This window comes from Mesorhizobium sp. M0410 (assembly GCF_040321435.1).
Classification (GTDB): Bacteria; Pseudomonadota; Alphaproteobacteria; order Rhizobiales; family Rhizobiaceae; genus Mesorhizobium.
Genome location: NZ_JAMYRN010000002.1, coordinates 398,877 through 415,065, shown reverse-complemented (window position 1 = coordinate 415,065; position 16,189 = coordinate 398,877). Strand labels below are relative to the sequence as shown.

Genomic DNA, 16,189 nt, shown 5'->3' with positions numbered 1-16,189 from the left:
CAAGGGGGCGGAGCTCACAAAGACGAGCGAAATCCCTGCGATCCCGCCCCATCCAAACATCCCCGGTTACTGCGCAACAGGCCCCTTGTGGGAGAAGGTGTCGCCGAAGGCGACGGATGAGGGGTGTTCCAGGGAACGCCAGCCTCTCACTCCGCTGGAACGCCCCTCATCCGTCTCGGCGCTGCGCGCCGATCCACCTTCTCCCACAAGGGGAAAAGGGAAGGCGCGCCAAGGCTATGCCAACCCCTCGCTGTGGCTGATCTCGACGCCATGCTCGGCGGCAGCGTCGAGCATCGTGTGCCACAGGCTTTCCGCGAATGTCGCGAACACCAGAAGATTGAACACCGCCTGCCCATCCGGCCGGTCATTGCCACGCCAGAGATTGATACTGGTGTGATCGACCGCGGTCGCCGCAGCGGTGCCGGCCGGGAACGCCGCCGGGTGCAGGTCTAGTGACAACAATTTCGCCAACATCGAGCGCGCCTTGGCTCCCGAGACGCTGATCAAGGCGCGCGCATGCGACTGATCGGAAAGCGAGGCGGACTGCGAGAACGCCTGGCTCAGCTTCTCCATCGCGTGAATGCCGCCCTTCGACAAGACGAGGAACTGATCCGGTCCCGACCAGATCAGCGTGGCGTCGGGAACTCGGACCGTGTTGGGCGCATTCGGGGCGGCAACGCCGAAGCGGGTTTCGGCAGCCTTCGCCAGTTCTGCCGCCTTGCCGCGCCGCGCCATCACCTGGATCAGGTCGAAATTGCGGATCTCGGTGAGCGATACGCCGGCCGCCGTGCCGCGCGCGCCGTAGCCGCCGACAACAAGCGCTTTCTCCAGCGGACTGCGGGCAATCCAGGAAAACTCAGCCACGCTGGCGCCCTCCATCCGGATCGTAGAAGACAGGACTGCAGAGCTCGACATCGTAATCTTCGCCACGCAGCGGATCGTGCGCATGGACGATCTCGCCGATGCGCTCGCGGCCGCGCTCGACCAGCCCAAGCCCGATCCACTGGTCGAGCATCGGCGAAAAGCAGACCGAGGTGACATAGCCCTGGTCATTGTCGGGACCGGGCGTCTCGCCCTTCGGGATAATATGCGCGCCGGAACGCAGGCGGCGCGTCTTGTCGACCGGCTTGATGCCGACGACGACCTGGCGGTCCGGCGCGACCAGCGCCTCGCGCCCGGCCATGACGCGGCCGACGAAGTCTTTCTTGGTCGACATCATCTTGCCGAGGCCGAGGTCGGCGGCGGTCGTCGTGCCGTTCAACTCCGGTCCGGCGACATGGCCCTTTTCGATGCGCATGACGCCGAGCGCCTCGGTGCCGTAGGGCGTAACCCCGAATGGCTTGCCGGCCAGCATCAAATTGCGCACCAGCGCGTCGCCATAGCGGGCGGGAACCGAAATCTCGAACGCCATTTCGCCGGAGAAGGAGATGCGGAACAGCCGCGCTCTGATGCCACCGCGCAACGCGACTTCGCGCGCCCCCATGAACGGGAAACCTTCGTTCGACAAATCCTCGGATTCATCAACGACCTGTTTCAGCAACTCCCGCGCGCTCGGCCCGGCGATCGAGAATTGCGCCCACTGGTCGGAGACCGAGGTCAACTGCACGTCGAATTCCGGGAACAGCACCTGCCGGCAGAATTCGAGATGCTGCATCACCAGCCCGGCCTTGGCCGTGGTGGTGGTCAGGAAATAGTGGTCCTCGGCCAGCCGTGACGTCGTGCCGTCGTCATAGACGATGCCGTCCTCGCGCAGCATCAGCCCGTAGCGGGCTTTGCCGACGGCGAGACTGGAGAAGGTGTTGATGTAGACGCGGTCGAGAAAGGCGCCGGCATCCGGGCCGTGCACGTCGATCTTGCCGAGCGTCGAGACGTCGCAGAAGCCGACGCCTGAGCGCACCGCCTTGACCTCGCGCGTCACCGATTCCAGCCAGTCCTTTTCGCCGGCGCGCGGATACCATTGCGCCCGCTTCCACAGGCCGGTGTCGACGAACACCGCGCCCTGTTCGGCTGCCCAGTGATGCGACGGCGTCAGTCGTGTCGCGTGGAAGTTTTCGTCGCGATGATGGCCGGCGAAGGCGCCGATGGCGACCGGCACATAGGGCGGGCGGTAGATCGTCGTGCCGGTCTCGGGAATGGACTTGCCTGACAACGCAGCCATGATGGCGAGGCCGGCGACATTCGAGGTCTTGCCCTGGTCGGTGGCCATGCCGAGCGTCGTGTAGCGCTTGAGATGCTCGACCGATTCAAAACCTTCGCGCTGCGCCAGTTCGATGTCGGACGCGGTGACATCGTGCTGGTAGTCGACAAAGGCCTTGCCCTTGCCGGCGACGTGCCAGAGCGGGGTCAGCGAAAAGGCTTCTTCGTCGGCGACCGGCGGCGTGCCGGCATTGCCGCCGCGGCCGGCGCTTTGTGCTGCTGCGGATCCGGCGGCAAAGCCCTGGCGCAGGCAGTCGCCTAGGCCGAAGGCGCCGTTGGCGGCGCCGGCGGCCACCATGCCGGGCGGCGCGCCGTCCGGCACGAAGGCTGCGATATCGTCCTGCCATTTCGGCCGGCCGCGATGATAGGAGGTCAGCCCGACCGCCGGATTCCAGCCGCCCGAGACGGCTAGCCCGTCGGCCTCGACCTCGGCGCGCGCCCCACCGGTGAGCGATACCGCGATTTTCCGGACCCCGTCCTTGCCGCCCTCGACCCCACTGACGAAACCGTTGAGCACGGCAAAGCCGCCTTTGGCGGCAAGCGCGCGACGTTCGGCGGATACGTCCGGGCGTGCATCGACGACCGCTGCGATCTGCAATCCGGCGCCAAGCGCGGTCTCGACCGTGCGCCAGCCATCCTCATTATTGGTGAACAGCGCGATCCTCTTTGCAGGGGTAACCGCGTAGCGCGCGACATAGGTCCGCATTGCCGAAGCCATCATCACGCCGGGCGTGTCGTTGCCGGCAAAGACGATCGGCCGCTCGATGGCGCCGGCGGCGACGACGCAGCGCTTGGCCACGATCCGCCACAGCCGCTGGCGCACCTGGTGCTCGGGCGGCGAGTGCAGGTGGTCGTTGACCCGCTCGATGGCGCCATAGGTGCCGCCATCATAGACGCCGAACAATGTCGTGCGGGTCATGATGCGGACATCGGGCAGTGCGGCGAGTTCGGCCAGCGTGCGCGTAATCCATTCGGCCGCCGGCGTGCCGTCGATCGTGCCGCCGTCGGCAAGCAGGCGGCCGCCAAGCGCGAAATCTTCCTCGCACAGGATGACGCGGGCGCCGCCGCGCCCGGCCGCCAGTGCCGCAGCCAGCCCGGCCGGGCCGGACCCGGCGATCAGCACGTCGCAATGCGCCCACGCCTTGTCGTAATGGTCGGGATCGGCGACGCCTGCAGCGCGACCGAGGCCGGCGGCGCGGCGGATCGCCGGCTCGTAGACCGCTTCCCAGAATTTCGCCGGCCACATGAAGGTCTTGTAGTAAAAGCCGGCGACGAAGATCGGCGCAAACAGCTGGTTGACCGCCATCAGATCATGGCGCAGCGACGGCCAGCGGTTCTGGCTGGCCGCTTCCAGACCGTCATAAAGCTCGGCCGTGGTCGCCCTAGTGTTGGGCTCGCGTCGCGCTCCGCTGCGCAGTTCGACCAGCGCGTTGGGCTCCTCCGAACCAGCGGTCAGGATGCCGCGCGGCCGATGGTATTTGAACGAGCGGCCGACCAGCTTGACGCCATTGGCGATCAGCGCCGAGGCCAGCGTGTCGCCTTGGAAGCCGGCAAAGCTCTTGCCGTCGAAGCGGAAGCCCAGTGGCGCGGCGCGATCGATGAGACCGCCTGATACGAGACGATAGGGCTGGCTGGAGGTCACGATCGCCCGCCTTCCGTCGCTGTGGCCTGATGAGCGCTGACCTGGACAGAATTCATCTTGCAGCCTGCTTCGCACCAACGCCGGCCGCCGGCCCGACGGAGGAAATCTCATGCGTAAGCGTGTTGCGGGCGACCTTGAGCCAGGCCCGGCAGCCGCCGCCATGGTACCAGTATTCGCTCATCGGCCCGGCGATGTTGTCGCGCAGATAGACGTAGTCGAACACCTCGTCTTCGGAGGCGCCGGCTGCCGGGCGCGCCGGCTTGGCGTCGCCGAGATAGGTGAACTCGCCGAGTTCGCGTTCGCCGCAGAAGGGACAGACAATGCGCATGCTTCTTCAGCCAGCCTTCAATGCAGGTTCGGTTGGGCGCCCTGGCCCTTTTCGTCGATCATGGCACCTCGCCGAAAGCGGTCGAGGCGGAAGCGGGCAGCCTCCTTGTGCGGCTCGTCGCGCGCCAGCAGATGGGCAAAAACCAGGCCGGAGCCGGGCGTCGCCTTGAATCCGCCATAGCACCAGCCGGCGTTGAGATAGAGCCCGTCGACCGGTGTCTTGTCGATGATCGGCGAGCCATCCATCGACATGTCCATGATGCCGCCCCACTGACGCAGAAGCCGTATCCGGCCGATCATCGGCATCAGCGCCATGCCGCCTTCGCAGACATCTTCTATGACAGGCAGATTGCCGCGCTGGGCGTAGGAATTGTAGCCGTCTATATCGCCGCCGAAGACCAGCCCGCCCTTGTCGGATTGGCTGACGTAGAAATGGCCGGCGCCGAAGGTCATGACATTGGGGATCAGCGGCTTGATCGCCTCGGAGACGAAGGCCTGCAGCACATGGCTTTCGATCGGCAGCCGCATGCCGGCCATCGCCGCGACGCGCGACGAGGAGCCGGCGACCGCCATGCCGACCTTGGCGGCACCGATCCTGCCGCGCGATGTCTCGACGCCGGTCACCTTGCCGCTGCCGTCGCGAACAAAGCCGATCACCTCGCAATTCTGGATGATGTCGACGCCGAGCGCGCTCGCCGCATGCGCATAGCCCCAGACCACGGCGTCGTGCCGTGCCGTGCCGCCGCGTCGCTGCAAAAGCCCGCCCTGCACCGGAAAGCGCGCATTGTCGAAGTTCAGGAACGGCATCATCTTCCTGACCGCGGCGAGGTCGAGCAGTTCGGCATCGATGCCGTTGATGCGCATGGTGTTGCCGCGCCGCGCATAGGCGTCGCGCTGCGCGTCGGAGTGGTAGAGGTTGATGACGCCGCGCTGGCTGACCATGGTGTTGTAATTGAGGTCCTGCTCCATCCGCTCCCACAGCTTCATCGACAGCTCGTAGAAGCCTGTATTGCCGGGCAGCCCGTAATTGGAACGGATGATGGTGGTGTTGCGGCCGGCATTGCCGGAGCCGATCCAGCCTTTTTCCAGGACGGCGACATTTCTGATGCCGTATTCGCTGGCGAGGAACCATGCCGTCGCCAGGCCATGGCCGCCGCCGCCGATGATCACCACGTCGTAGTGGCTCTTCGGGGTGGCGTCGCGCCAGGTGCGCTGCCAGTTCTTATGGCCGGAAAATGCCGCCCGGGCGAGGGAGAAGATCGAGTATTTCATGAACCTGTTTCGCGCGGGCGTGCAACAATCCGGATCAGATGTCGAGCGTGTGGTCGCGCTCCCACTGGGTGAAGTGGGAAGCATAGGAATTCCATTCCTGCTGCTTGAGCTTTAGATAGGCCGACGAGAATTCCTCACCCAGCGCCGCCTTGAGCGATTTGTCGTTGTCAAACTCGCGCAACGCGTCGAGCAGGTTGAGCGGCAGCTTCGGCGCGCCCTCGACCGTATGGCCGAACTGGTACATGTCGATGTCGTAGCGCCTGCCGGGATCGGCCTTCGAGCGGACGCCGTCAAGGCCGGCGGCGATGATGACGGCCTGCAGCAGATAGGGGTTTGCCGCGCCGTCGGGCAGGCGCAGCTCGAACCGGCCTGGCCCAGGCACGCGCACCATGTGGGTGCGGTTGTTGCCGGTCCAGGTCACCGTGTTCGGCGCCCAGGTGGCGCCGGAGATGGTGCGCGGTGCGTTGATGCGCTTGTAGGAATTGACCGTCGGGTTGGTGATCGCGGCAAGGGCGGAAGCATGTTTCATGATGCCGCCGAGGAAGTTCCGGCCCTTTGCCGACAGGCCGAGCTCCATCGCATTGTCGGCAAAGACATTGGTCTTGCCGTCCCTGTCCCACACCGAGATATGCGCATGGCAGCCATTGCCGGTCAGGCCCTGGAAGGGTTTAGGCATGAAGGTTGCGCGCAGGCCGTGCTTTTCGGCGACCGATTTCACCATGAATTTGAAGAAGGAATGCTTGTCGGCGGTCGCCAGCGCATCGTCGAAGGCCCAGTTCATCTCGAACTGACCGTTGGCGTCCTCGTGGTCGTTCTGGTAGGCGCCCCAGCCGAGCGCCAGCATGTGGTCGCAGATCTCGGCGATCACATCGTAGCGGCGCATCACCGCCTGCTGGTCGTAGCAGGGCTTCGACGCCGTGTCATATTCGTCGGAAATCGTCTTGCCGTCCGGCGAGATCAGGAAGAACTCGGCCTCGACGCCGGTCTTGATGTGCATGCCGTCGCCAGCGGCCTCGGCGATCAACCGCTTCAGCGTGTTGCGCGGCGCCTGCTCGACCGATTTGTCGTCCATGATGCAGTTGGCGGCAACCCAGGCGACTTCGGGCTTCCAAGGCAACTGGATCACCGAGGCCGGATCCGGCACCGCCAGCATGTCGGGATGCGCCGGCGTCAGGTCGAGCCAGGTGGCAAAGCCGGCAAAGCCGGCACCGTCCCGCTGCATGTCGGCGATCGCCTGCGCCGGCACCAGCTTGGCGCGTTGCCCACCGAACAGGTCGGTGTAGGATATCATGAAATATTTGACGCCCTTTTCCTTGGCGAAGGCGGCGAGATCGTTCCCCATTATAGTTCCTCGCTTGCTGGCATTTGGTTTGTTTTAGAAGCCGTTCTTGCCCGGTATCCAATTGGTGCCGGCCAGCGGCACGCCGGCCATGGCTGCGGCTTCGATCGTCAAGGCCACAAGATCCTCGGGCTCGAGATTGTGCAGGCTGTTCTTGCCGCAGGCGCGGGCGATTGTCTGAGCCTCAAGTGTCATCACCTTAAGATAATTCGCCAGCCGTCGTCCGGCCGCAATCGGATCGACCCGTTTCATTAGCTCGGGATCCTGCGTGGTGATGCCGGCCGGGTCGCGTCCCTCATGCCAGTCGTCATAGGCGCCGGCGGTGGTGCCGAGCTCGTTGTATTCCGCCTCCCAGCGCGGATCATTGTCACCGAGCGCGACAAGCGCTGCCGTGCCGATCGACACCGCGTCGACGCCGAGCGCCAGCGCCTTGGCGACGTCGGCGCCGTTGCGTATGCCGCCCGAGACGATCAGCTGCACCTTGCGGTGCATGCCGAGGTCCTGCAGCGCCTGCATCGCCGGCCTGATGCAGGCAAGCGTCGGCTGGCCGACGTTCTCGATGAACACTTCCTGGGTTGCCGCGGTGCCGCCCTGCATGCCGTCGACGACGACGACGTCGGCGCCTGCCTTCACCGCAAGCGCGGTGTCGTAATAGGGCCGGGCGCCGCCGACCTTGACGTAGATCGGCTTTTCCCAGTCGGTGATTTCGCGCAGTTCCAGGATCTTGATCTCGAGATCGTCCGGCCCGGTCCAGTCGGGGTGGCGCGAGGCCGAGCGCTGGTCGATGCCTTTCGGCAGCGTGCGCATTTCCGCGACGCGGTCGGAGATCTTCTGGCCGAGCAGCATGCCGCCGCCGCCTGGCTTGGCGCCCTGGCCGACGACAACCTCGATCGCGTCGGCACGGCGCAGATCGCGCGGGTTCATGCCGTAGCGCGACGGCAGATACTGGTAGACCAGCGTCTTCGAATGGCCGCGCTCTTCCTCGGTCATGCCGCCGTCGCCGGTGGTCGTCGAGGTGCCGGACAGCGTCGCGCCACGGCCGAGCGCTTCCTTGGCCGGGCCGGACAGCGAGCCGAAGCTCATGCCGGCAATAGTGATCGGGATTTTCAATTCGATCGGTTTTTTCGCGTAGCGCGAGCCGAGCACGACGCTGGTGTCGCAGCGCTCGCGATAGCCTTCGAGCGGATAGCGCGAGATCGAAGCACCGAGGAACAGAAGGTCGTCGAAATGCGGCAGCTTGCGCTTGGCGCCGGCGCCGCGGATGTCATAGATGCCGGTCGCCGCGGCGCGGCGGATCTCGGAAAGCGTGTAGTCGTCGAAGGTCGCGGATTTGCGCGGCGTCGTCGGCGGGTTGCGATAGGTCATTGAGCCTCAATACGCGTCGGCGTTGTCGATATTGAAATTGTAGAGGGTACGAGCCGAGCCATAACGCTTGAACTCCGCCGCCTTGACGCCGGTCACGCCGGCGCGGTCGAGTAAGCCTTGCAGCAATTCGAGATGCTCGGGCCGCATCTCCTTGGCGATACAGTCGGCGCCGAGGCTTTCGACCTTGCCGCGCACGAAAAGCCGCGCCTCGTAGATGGAATCGCCGAGCGCATCGCCGGCATCGCCCAGCACCACCAGATTGCCGGACTGCGCCATGAAGGCCGACATGTGGCCGATATTGCCATGGACGACGATGTCGATGCCTTTCATCGAAATGCCGCAACGCGATGACGCGTTGCCTTCGATGACCAGCAGCCCGCCGCGGCCGGTGGCGCCGGCATACTGGCTGGCATCGCCTTTGACGACGATCTGGCCGGACATCATGTTTTCGCCGACGCCGGGCCCGGCCGAGCCATGCACGGTGATGGTGCCGCCGTCGTTCATGCCGCCGCAATAATAGCCGACGCTGCCGCGCACATCGATGGCGACCGGCTGGTCGAGGCCGACGGCGACCGAATGGCTGCCTCGCGGGTGGAGCACCTCCCAGGCGGTCTCGTTCGAACCGGGCGCCAGATCGTGCAGCGCCTGGTTGAGCTCGCGCAGCGACATTTCGGCCAGGTCGAAGACCCGCGATGCCTGGCCCGGCTCACGCGCCGCCTTGGAGAGGTTGATTGCCGGCATCAGCTCAATGCTCCCAGAAATAGACGGTTGCGGGCTCGGGTTCCCAGACTTTCGCACTGTCTATGCCGGGCAGTTTGGTGAGCGCACGATATTCCGAGCCGAAGGCGACATACTGGTCGGTTTCGGCCATCACGGCGGGCTTGCAGGCGATGGGGTCGCGCACCACGCCGAAACCGTTCTTGGTGCCGACGACGAAGGTGAAAAAGCCGTCGAGATCGCTCAGCGTGCCTTCCAGCGCCTCGCCGAGGTTCTTGCCATGCGCCATCTGCGAGGAGAGATAGGCGGCGGCGACCTCGGTGTCGTTCTCGGTCTCGAATGTCATGCCTTCACGGATCAGCTCGCGGCGGACATTGTTGTGGTTGGACAGTGAGCCATTATGCACCAGGCACTGGTCGGCGCCGGTCGAGAACGGATGCGCGCCCATCGTCGTCACCGCCGATTCGGTCGCCATGCGGGTATGGCCGATGCCGTGCGTGCCGGTCATCTCGCGGACGCCGAAACGGTCGACGACCGCTTCCGGCAAGCCGACTTCCTTGTAGATCTCGACGACGTCGCCGGCGCCCATGATGCGGATGTCGGGGCGCAGCGTCTGGATCGCCTCGCGGGCTTCTTCGATCTTGGCAGGCATCGTCCGGACCACGGCATGCGTCGACTTCGCAGCAATGCTCACCGGCGCGCCGATTGCCTTGGCGAGTTCGGCGTCGAGGCCGCGGAAATCGCGCTCCGGCTTGGCCGACTGGATGGTGATCTTGGCTTCACTGGAGGGCGCGCCATAGATGGCGATGCCGGCGCTGTCGGGACCGCGATCGCTGAGCGAGATCAGCATCTCCGACAGCATCGCGCCAAGCTGGGGCTCGAGCGACTTGTCCTTCAAAAACAGTCCGACGATTCCGCACATGTCAGGCTCCGCGAGTTTGTTCCTCCGAGATGTATCGAATGAGTCCCGGGAATTCAATTGGTATGAAAAAAATTTTCCTGTCGTTATATATCGGTTGAGGCGCCGTCGGCCGCACTATCGCTACGCTGGCCGCCATTGTGAAGCCATTTGGCATAGCGGATGCGGGCGATCTTGTAGGCATCCAGCATCGACAGGGCATAGATCAGGACGCCGCCGGCATGGCGGCCGATGAAGCTGGCATCGGGCGGCGCGATCTTGGCGGTGACCCAGGCCAGGACCACCATGAAGAACAGGAATTGCAGGCCGCGCACCGGCACGCCGAGCACGACATGCCCGCTCGCCGGCAAGACGATCGCAGCGCCGAGAACCAGATAGGGGCTCGGTGGTGCGGGGGAGGTGCTGATCTGGCTGGTCATGCCGCCTGCCGTTCGCTTTGATTGATGGCATCGCGCAGCGCCGAAGCCGACGACAGCAGCCTCTCGATCAGCCCCGGATCGAGCCTGACCGTGCCGAATTCGGCTTGCCGGAATACGCCGTAGCGCGCCCGCTCGGCCTCGGCCAGCAGCCAGACGATGCGCACGCCGTTTGGTGTGATCAGCAGTTCCTTGGCGCGCTCCTCGGCAAAGATATCGAGGTGGTCGGCGATGACGGCTTCGGGGAAGCGCACGCCCTTGCGGTCGCTCCGCAGCACCGCCTCGGCTGGAAATCCGGCGGCCTTCGGCAGTGTATGGACGAGATGATCGAAATTGGAAAAAGTCGTCGGCGATCCCGGCCGCATCATCATGTCGAAAGTGCCTGGTATCACGACCTTTTCGGTGATCGAAACGCTCAGCCAGCGCGCCGGCAGCTTCCTTATCGCCAGCGTGTCGACGATGGTCCGCACCTGCACCCGCCGGCCGTTCCACGAGCCGGCGAAGGTGACGACGCCGGTGGTGCCGTCCGAGGCGTTGGCCGCGTCGGGGATGACGGCGCGGACGTCGGCTTCGTCGGCGGCAAGCCCGGTCGAAGCCTTGGCGCGGCTGGCCCGCGCAAGCCAGGTTATGTGGAGGACGAGAGCCAGGGCAACCGCCCCGGCGAGCAATGCTGAGATCACCTAACGCACCTCGTCACGCAAATGCCTGCCCAGACCGGGCGCGCCGTCAGTACCCCTGTGGTTTCGGCCACGGCATGGTGAACTGGGCACCGCGGCGCACGAATTTGTAGCGGTAGAAGTGGAACCACAGCGAAATCAGGAAGTAGAAGGCGACCATGGCGATCAGCTGCGAGCCGAAGCCGAGGAAGATCGCAAAGAAGGTGACCACGCAAAGGCAGAACAAGACGATCGCCGGCAGCGGATGGAAGGGATGGGTGTAGCCGCGGCGGATCGAGCCGAGCGGCCACTTCTTCCTGAACATGATGATGTTGATGCTCATGAAGGTGTATTGCAGCACGCCTGACAGGATCGAGAAGGTGATCGCCTGGTTGAGGTCGGCGATGAAGGCGAAGGCGAGCGCGATCGGCAGCAGGAACAGGATCGAGCGGTAGGGTGTGCGGTATTTCGGATGCACCGCCGAGAACCAGGTCGGCAGATAGCGGTCGCGGCCGAGCGAAAACCAGGCGCGCGCGGCGTCGTTGATGCAGCCATTGGCGGAAGCAAGTGCAGCAAGCAGCGTCGCGATGAACAACAGGTTCTCCAGCAGCGCACTGCCGGTCAGTTTGCCTGCGTCCCACAGCGGATAATAGGTGATGCCGAGATATTCCCAGGGCATCAGCGAGGCGCAGACATACCAGGTCATGGCGGCCGCGATCAGAAGCGTGATCATGCCGGCCATCGTGCCGTAAGGCAGCGAGCGCGCCGGCGAGCGTACTTCCTCGGCCGCCTGCGTGGTGCCCTCGATGCCGAGATAGTACCAGATGCCGAACTGGAAGGCGGCGATGACGCCGATCCAGCCATAGGGCAGGGCGTTGCCGGGGGTGACCAGCTCGTTCAGCTTCAGCACGGCGCCTTGCGTCCACGGGCTGACCGAGAAGAACAGGATGACGATCGAGACATAGGCGATGGCGGTGATGACGAAGTTTACGTTGAGCGTCATCAGCACGCCGCGATAGTTCAGCCATGCCAGCACCACGATGGTCGCGGCGATGAAGGAATTGTGGTTGAGTCCCTCGACGCCGGCCTTGGCGACAATGGTGTCGCCGAGCAGGATCGCGTCCGACACTTCGAGCATGGTATAGGCAAAGACCAGGAAAAGCGCGACGTTGAAGGCCATCAGCGGCCCGACAATGTGCTTGGCCTGCGCATATTGGCCGCCGGCGGCGGCAACCGTCGAGGTGACTTCGGAATCGATCATCGCGACCGATGTGTAGAGCAGTCCGACGATCCAGCAGACGATCAGCGCCGCCAGCGCGCCGCCCTTGTCCGCCGCGAAATTCCAGCCGGTGAATTCGCCGACCAGAACGATGCCGACACCGAGCGCCCAGACATGGGCGGGGCCGAGCACCCTGAGCAGTGAAACCCTGTCGCCTTGCACTTGCACCGCTGGTTCAGCCGCGATCGTCATCGTTCAATCCCCCACTCAGATCCGGTGTTTTTCGGACACGGCTTCAAGTTCGCCTTCCCTGGACGAGGTCAGCATCTCTTCGGAATAGGTCGTGTCGATCTTGAACCAGTCGTAGAGCATCCACAGCGCGAGCACGATCGAGATGCCCCAGCATGCGTAAGAGAGTGCCACCCACATGACGATGCTTCCCTATCTATTTGTCGCCGAACTTTTCGTCGATGACGTCGCGGTATTCGCGGTCCGATGCGCGGAACAGAAAGATGAAATAGCCGATCAGTACCGCGGCCATGATGATCAGCGTCGGCCAGTCGATGATGTAGTGGAACCGGTTCTGGATGATGTCGTGCGCGGTTTCCGGCGTGTAGCCGAGCTTTTCCCAGATCGAGGCCATGGTCGGGTTCTGGCCGAGCGCTTCCCACGTCTTGGCGTCGAGCGCGTCGATGGATTTTGCCGCCCCTGCCAGGCCTAGTTTCAGCGGCAGCCACAGCGCGACGAAAATTGCGACCACGACGACGGCGATATCGAAAACCTGTCCGGCCTTGCTCTGTTCGGGCGGTGTATAGCGGGCCATGCGTCTCCCCCCTCAGGACTTGCGGTTGCGGTAGGCGTCGGCATTCTTGATGTCGAGGCCGTAGATGAAGTCCTTGTCTTCCTTGTAGTGATTGACCATCGCCAGGATGGCGGCCGTGTTGAAGATCAGCACGGCGGCCGCGGCGACCGCGACGACGAGCTTGATGCCGGCATCGGGGATGTATGGCCATGTCATGAACAGGACAAAGAGGATCGTCGCCCACAGGCAGACGATCAGGAGCATCGATCCACGCACGTCGGAACGGTACAACGCTTCCACGCGCTGTTGCAGGTCGGACATCGGCTTTCCCCTTTTTCAACGCCGGTCCGGACTGGCCGGTCATTGCCCTCTTTCAAGAGAGTGAAATTTTTTTCATAAAATCCGGCCGAATTCTGGAATTGTCAAGACGATTTTACGCGACGTTAACTGTTTGTTTGATCCGCCGAATTTTGCCTGACAATGAAATTATTTGCTTGCGGGTATTGCAGGCTCCCGGCGTTTGCGATCAATATTCGGGCAACGCTCCCGCCGCTGTGCAGGGAGCAGGGGAAGCAAACGTTTTTCGAAACGGAGGACAAGCGGATGACGGCATCCTGGAGATTTTCGGCGCTTGCGGACCGCCATCGCGCGCTCGGCTCGAAGCTCGAGGACTGGAGCGGCATGGGCACCGCCTGGACCTACGACAAGGACGCCGACGAAGAGTACATCGCCATCCGCACCAAGGCCGGGCTGATGGACGTGTCCGGCTTGAAGAAAGTCCACATCACCGGGCCGCACGCCTCGCACCTGATCGACCTGGCGACGACGCGCGACGTCGAAAAGATCTATCCCGGCAAGTCGGCCTATGCCTGCATGCTCAACGAGGCCGGCAAGTTCACCGACGACTGCATCCTCTACCGCACCGGCCCGAATTCCTGGATGGTCGTGCATGGCTCGGGCACCGGCCATGAAGAGCTGCAGCGCGCTTCCGTCGGTCGCGACGTGTCGCTGCGCTTCGACGACAATCTGCACGACCTTTCGCTGCAGGGGCCGCTAGCCGTGGATTATCTGGCAAAGCATGTGCCCGGCATTCGCGACCTCAACTATTTCCACCACATGCAGACGCAGTTGTTCGGCTTTCCGGTGATGATCTCGCGCACCGGCTACACCGGCGAGCGCGGCTACGAGATCTTCTGCCGTGGCCAGGACGCCGGAACGATCTGGGACAGGATCCTCGACGAGGGCAAGAGCGCCGGCATCATCCCGTGCCGCTTCACCACGCTCGACATGCTGCGCGTCGAGAGCTACCTGTTGTTTTACCCCTACGACAATTCGCAGAAATATCCGTTCGAGAATGAGGGGCCCGGCGACACGCTGTGGGAGCTTGGTCTCGACTTCACCGTCAGCCCGGGCAAGACGGGCTTTCGCGGTGCCGAGGAGCACTACCGCCTGAAGGGCAAGGAGCGCTTCAAGATATTCGGTGTGCTGCTCGAAGGCAGGGAGCCGGCCGACGAGGGCGCACCGGTCTATCGCGACGGCAAGAAGGTCGGCGTGGTGACCTGCGCCATGTATTCGCCGCTGGTCAGGAAATCGATGGCCATCGCCCGGCTCGACGTTGACTGCGCGGTCCAGGGCACCCGGCTCGCGATCCGCAACAGGAGCGGCGCCATCGGCGCAACCGCCGAGCCGCTTCCGTTCGACGACCCGAAGAAGACCAAGCGCACGGCGAAAGGCTGAGGCATACTGCGGGTATGGCAGCAAAAAGCATCATCAGCCGCCCGGTCTATGGGACCCTGTCTCCACAGCCCGGCAAGCACCATCTTTTCGTAGCGGACGCAGAGGGAGCGCTGGCGATTACCGATCTGGCTGCCAAGGCACCGGCGGATTTCTTCGGCGGCGCCCACATCATCTTCATTCCCGGCCGCGACGGTAAATACGCCGAGGCGGTCGAAGCACTGAAGCCGGCGCAGCTCTACCTCGGCCATTCCTTCGCCAGTGCCCTGCCGCGGCTGAAGCAGACGCTGGCCAACGCCCATATGGGCCTCAGGCTCTACCTTGCCGGCACCGAAGGGCTGATCGGCCAGGCCATGCAGGCGGCGCTCGAAGCCGGCATCGACCACACCTCGATCCAGACCGAGCATCGCGGCTCGCTGGCGCGCCGCGTGCAGTGCGTCCATTGCAAGGGCATCACCGAGAACGTCACGACGCAGCCGGCAACCTGTTCGCATTGCGGCCTGCTGCTTCTGGTGCGCGACCACTATTCGCGGCGCCTCGCCGCCTTCCAGGGCGTCTGCATCAACGCCGAGGACCGCAGCGAAATTCCTCCGATCGAGGAGGTCTTTCGATGAGCACCGGCACCACCAAACTCGATGTCGTCGTCAGCGATGTCGTCCCGGTCAACGAGTTGGTGACGCGCTTTCATTTCCGCAGGCGCGACGGCCAGCTTTTGCCGACCTTTTCCGGCGGCGCCCATGTCGTCGTCGAGATGCGCGATGGCGAACGTACCAGGCTCAATCCCTATTCGCTGATGGGCTCACCGCTCGACACCCGCGAATACACCATCTCGGTGCGCCGCGACGATGCTGGTCGCGGCGGCTCGCTGTTCATGCACAGGCAGGTCAGGCCGGGCACGGAGATGGTGGTGAGCTACCCCGTCAATCTGTTCTCGCTCGATCTTCGGGCCAGGAAGCATCTGATGCTGGCCGGTGGCATCGGCATCACCCCGTTTATGGCGCAGACCGCGCAGCTGGCGGCGCAAGGCGGCAATTTCGAATTGCATTACACCTGCCGCACCGCCTCGCTCGGCACCTATGCGGACCTGCTGAGAGAGCGCTACGATCGCCGGGTCAGGCTCTATCACGACGACCGCGACGAGCGCGTCGATCTCGACCGGCTGTTGTCGTCGCAGCCGCTCGGCACGCATCTCTATGTCTGCGGGCCGTCCGGCATGATCGGCTGGGTGCGCGAACGCGCCGCTGCCCTCGGCTGGCCGCCAGAGACCGTGCATTTCGAGCATTTCGCCGCACCCCAGCCCGGCGCGCCCTTCGACGTGACGCTGGCGCTCAGCGGCAAGACGATCCGTGTCGACGAGCAGCAGAGCCTGCTGGAGGCGATCGAGGCGGCCGGCGTCGATCCGCCCTATCTGTGCCGCGGCGGCGTCTGCGGCCAATGCGAGACCAACGTGATTTCGCATGACGGCAAATTCATCCACAACGACCACTGGCTGAGCGAGGAAGACCACCGTTCGGGTTGCAAGATCATGCCTTGCGTCTCGCGCTTCGAGGGCAGGTCGCTGGTGCTGGAAAGATAGGAGGCGAGC

17 protein-coding genes are annotated in these 16,189 nt (G+C 64.2%); 3 read left to right on the top strand and 14 right to left on the bottom strand.

The window, feature by feature from the left end; all coding sequences use genetic code 11:
• Positions 1-234 precede the first annotated feature (234 nt).
• The 14 genes from NKI63_RS04100 to NKI63_RS04035 form a co-directional block, all read right to left on the bottom strand.
• Positions 235-864 (bottom strand): sarcosine oxidase subunit gamma, encoded by a 630-nt coding sequence (locus NKI63_RS04100; protein ID WP_352820548.1) that lies wholly within the window; start codon positions 862-864, stop codon positions 235-237.
• A complete protein-coding gene (locus NKI63_RS04095) occupies positions 857-3,838 on the bottom strand; it encodes a sarcosine oxidase subunit alpha (protein ID WP_352820546.1) in 2,982 nt (993 codons plus the stop codon). Before NKI63_RS04095 ends, NKI63_RS04100 begins: the two co-directional genes overlap by 8 nt.
• A gap of 52 nt (positions 3,839-3,890) precedes the next feature.
• Positions 3,891-4,166, bottom strand: coding sequence for a sarcosine oxidase subunit delta (locus NKI63_RS04090; protein ID WP_352820544.1), 276 nt, complete (start codon positions 4,164-4,166; stop codon positions 3,891-3,893).
• A gap of 17 nt (positions 4,167-4,183) precedes the next feature.
• Positions 4,184-5,437, bottom strand: coding sequence for a sarcosine oxidase subunit beta family protein (locus tag NKI63_RS04085; protein WP_352820542.1), 1,254 nt, complete (start codon positions 5,435-5,437; stop codon positions 4,184-4,186).
• A gap of 34 nt (positions 5,438-5,471) precedes the next feature.
• Entirely contained in the window at positions 5,472-6,779 is a 1,308-nt protein-coding gene (gene glnT, locus NKI63_RS04080; RefSeq protein ID WP_352476570.1) for a type III glutamate--ammonia ligase, read from the bottom strand.
• A 33-nt stretch (positions 6,780-6,812) separates the two neighbouring features.
• On the bottom strand, positions 6,813-8,141 hold the full coding sequence (locus NKI63_RS04075) for an FMN-binding glutamate synthase family protein (protein ID WP_352820540.1): 1,329 nt from the start codon (positions 8,139-8,141) through the stop codon (positions 6,813-6,815).
• A gap of 6 nt (positions 8,142-8,147) precedes the next feature.
• The gene (locus NKI63_RS04070; protein WP_352505307.1) at positions 8,148-8,882 is read right to left on the bottom strand and encodes a GltB/FmdC/FwdC-like GXGXG domain-containing protein; all 735 of its coding nucleotides are present in this window, start codon (positions 8,880-8,882) and stop codon (positions 8,148-8,150) included.
• Between the two features lie 4 nt (positions 8,883-8,886).
• The gene (locus tag NKI63_RS04065) at positions 8,887-9,780 is read right to left on the bottom strand and encodes a class II glutamine amidotransferase (protein WP_352505306.1); all 894 of its coding nucleotides are present in this window, start codon (positions 9,778-9,780) and stop codon (positions 8,887-8,889) included.
• An 83-nt stretch (positions 9,781-9,863) separates the two neighbouring features.
• Positions 9,864-10,196, bottom strand: coding sequence for a hypothetical protein (locus tag NKI63_RS04060; RefSeq protein ID WP_352505304.1), 333 nt, complete (start codon positions 10,194-10,196; stop codon positions 9,864-9,866).
• Positions 10,193-10,873: a hypothetical protein gene (locus NKI63_RS04055; protein WP_352820538.1), complete on the bottom strand. Its 681-nt coding sequence runs from the start codon at positions 10,871-10,873 to the stop codon at positions 10,193-10,195. Before NKI63_RS04055 ends, NKI63_RS04060 begins: the two co-directional genes overlap by 4 nt.
• A gap of 46 nt (positions 10,874-10,919) precedes the next feature.
• On the bottom strand, positions 10,920-12,320 hold the full coding sequence (locus tag NKI63_RS04050; protein ID WP_352738560.1) for an APC family permease: 1,401 nt from the start codon (positions 12,318-12,320) through the stop codon (positions 10,920-10,922).
• Positions 12,321-12,335: 15 nt separating this feature from the next.
• Positions 12,336-12,497 (bottom strand): hypothetical protein, encoded by a 162-nt coding sequence (locus NKI63_RS04045; RefSeq protein WP_023673991.1) that lies wholly within the window; start codon positions 12,495-12,497, stop codon positions 12,336-12,338.
• Positions 12,498-12,513: 16 nt separating this feature from the next.
• Positions 12,514-12,891 carry a hypothetical protein gene (locus tag NKI63_RS04040; protein WP_023673992.1) on the bottom strand — a complete coding sequence of 126 codons (378 nt, stop codon included), beginning with the start codon at positions 12,889-12,891 and terminating at the stop codon, positions 12,514-12,516.
• 12 nt (positions 12,892-12,903) lie between these two features.
• Positions 12,904-13,191, bottom strand: a complete 288-nt coding sequence (locus NKI63_RS04035; RefSeq protein WP_352476575.1) for a hypothetical protein — start codon at positions 13,189-13,191, stop codon at positions 12,904-12,906.
• A 282-nt stretch (positions 13,192-13,473) separates the two neighbouring features.
• On the opposite strand from NKI63_RS04035, the gene NKI63_RS04030 reads away from it, so the two are divergent.
• From NKI63_RS04030 to NKI63_RS04020, 3 genes are read left to right on the top strand one after another with little or no spacing between them, the layout of a single operon-like run.
• Entirely contained in the window at positions 13,474-14,607 is a 1,134-nt protein-coding gene (locus tag NKI63_RS04030) for an aminomethyl transferase family protein (RefSeq protein WP_352820535.1), read from the top strand.
• 14 nt (positions 14,608-14,621) lie between these two features.
• The gene (locus tag NKI63_RS04025; RefSeq protein ID WP_352505300.1) at positions 14,622-15,218 is read left to right on the top strand and encodes a dimethylamine monooxygenase subunit DmmA family protein; all 597 of its coding nucleotides are present in this window, start codon (positions 14,622-14,624) and stop codon (positions 15,216-15,218) included.
• Positions 15,215-16,180 carry a PDR/VanB family oxidoreductase gene (locus NKI63_RS04020; RefSeq protein ID WP_352505299.1) on the top strand — a complete coding sequence of 322 codons (966 nt, stop codon included), beginning with the start codon at positions 15,215-15,217 and terminating at the stop codon, positions 16,178-16,180. Before NKI63_RS04025 ends, NKI63_RS04020 begins: the two co-directional genes overlap by 4 nt.
• Positions 16,181-16,189 lie beyond the last annotated feature (9 nt).

Excerpts from the sequence above, each read along its gene's own strand:
- NKI63_RS04090 (WP_352820544.1), bottom strand. The coding sequence starts at position 4,166 with ATGCGCATTGTCTGTCCCTTCTGCGGCGAACGCGAACTCGGCGAGTTC.
- NKI63_RS04085 (WP_352820542.1), bottom strand. The coding sequence starts at position 5,437 with ATGAAATACTCGATCTTCTCCCTCGCCCGGGCGGCATTTTCCGGCCAT.
- glnT (WP_352476570.1), bottom strand. The coding sequence starts at position 6,779 with ATGGGGAACGATCTCGCCGCCTTCGCCAAGGAAAAGGGCGTCAAATAT.
- NKI63_RS04075 (WP_352820540.1), bottom strand. The coding sequence starts at position 8,141 with ATGACCTATCGCAACCCGCCGACGACGCCGCGCAAATCCGCGACCTTC.
- NKI63_RS04070 (WP_352505307.1), bottom strand. The coding sequence starts at position 8,882 with ATGCCGGCAATCAACCTCTCCAAGGCGGCGCGTGAGCCGGGCCAGGCA.
- NKI63_RS04065 (WP_352505306.1), bottom strand. The coding sequence starts at position 9,780 with ATGTGCGGAATCGTCGGACTGTTTTTGAAGGACAAGTCGCTCGAGCCC.
- NKI63_RS04060 (WP_352505304.1), bottom strand. The coding sequence starts at position 10,196 with ATGACCAGCCAGATCAGCACCTCCCCCGCACCACCGAGCCCCTATCTG.
- NKI63_RS04050 (WP_352738560.1), bottom strand. The coding sequence starts at position 12,320 with ATGACGATCGCGGCTGAACCAGCGGTGCAAGTGCAAGGCGACAGGGTT.
- NKI63_RS04045 (WP_023673991.1), bottom strand. The coding sequence starts at position 12,497 with ATGTGGGTGGCACTCTCTTACGCATGCTGGGGCATCTCGATCGTGCTC.
- NKI63_RS04040 (WP_023673992.1), bottom strand. The coding sequence starts at position 12,891 with ATGGCCCGCTATACACCGCCCGAACAGAGCAAGGCCGGACAGGTTTTC.
- NKI63_RS04035 (WP_352476575.1), bottom strand. The coding sequence starts at position 13,191 with ATGTCCGACCTGCAACAGCGCGTGGAAGCGTTGTACCGTTCCGACGTG.
- NKI63_RS04030 (WP_352820535.1), top strand. The coding sequence starts at position 13,474 with ATGACGGCATCCTGGAGATTTTCGGCGCTTGCGGACCGCCATCGCGCG.
- NKI63_RS04025 (WP_352505300.1), top strand. The coding sequence starts at position 14,622 with ATGGCAGCAAAAAGCATCATCAGCCGCCCGGTCTATGGGACCCTGTCT.
- NKI63_RS04020 (WP_352505299.1), top strand. The coding sequence starts at position 15,215 with ATGAGCACCGGCACCACCAAACTCGATGTCGTCGTCAGCGATGTCGTC.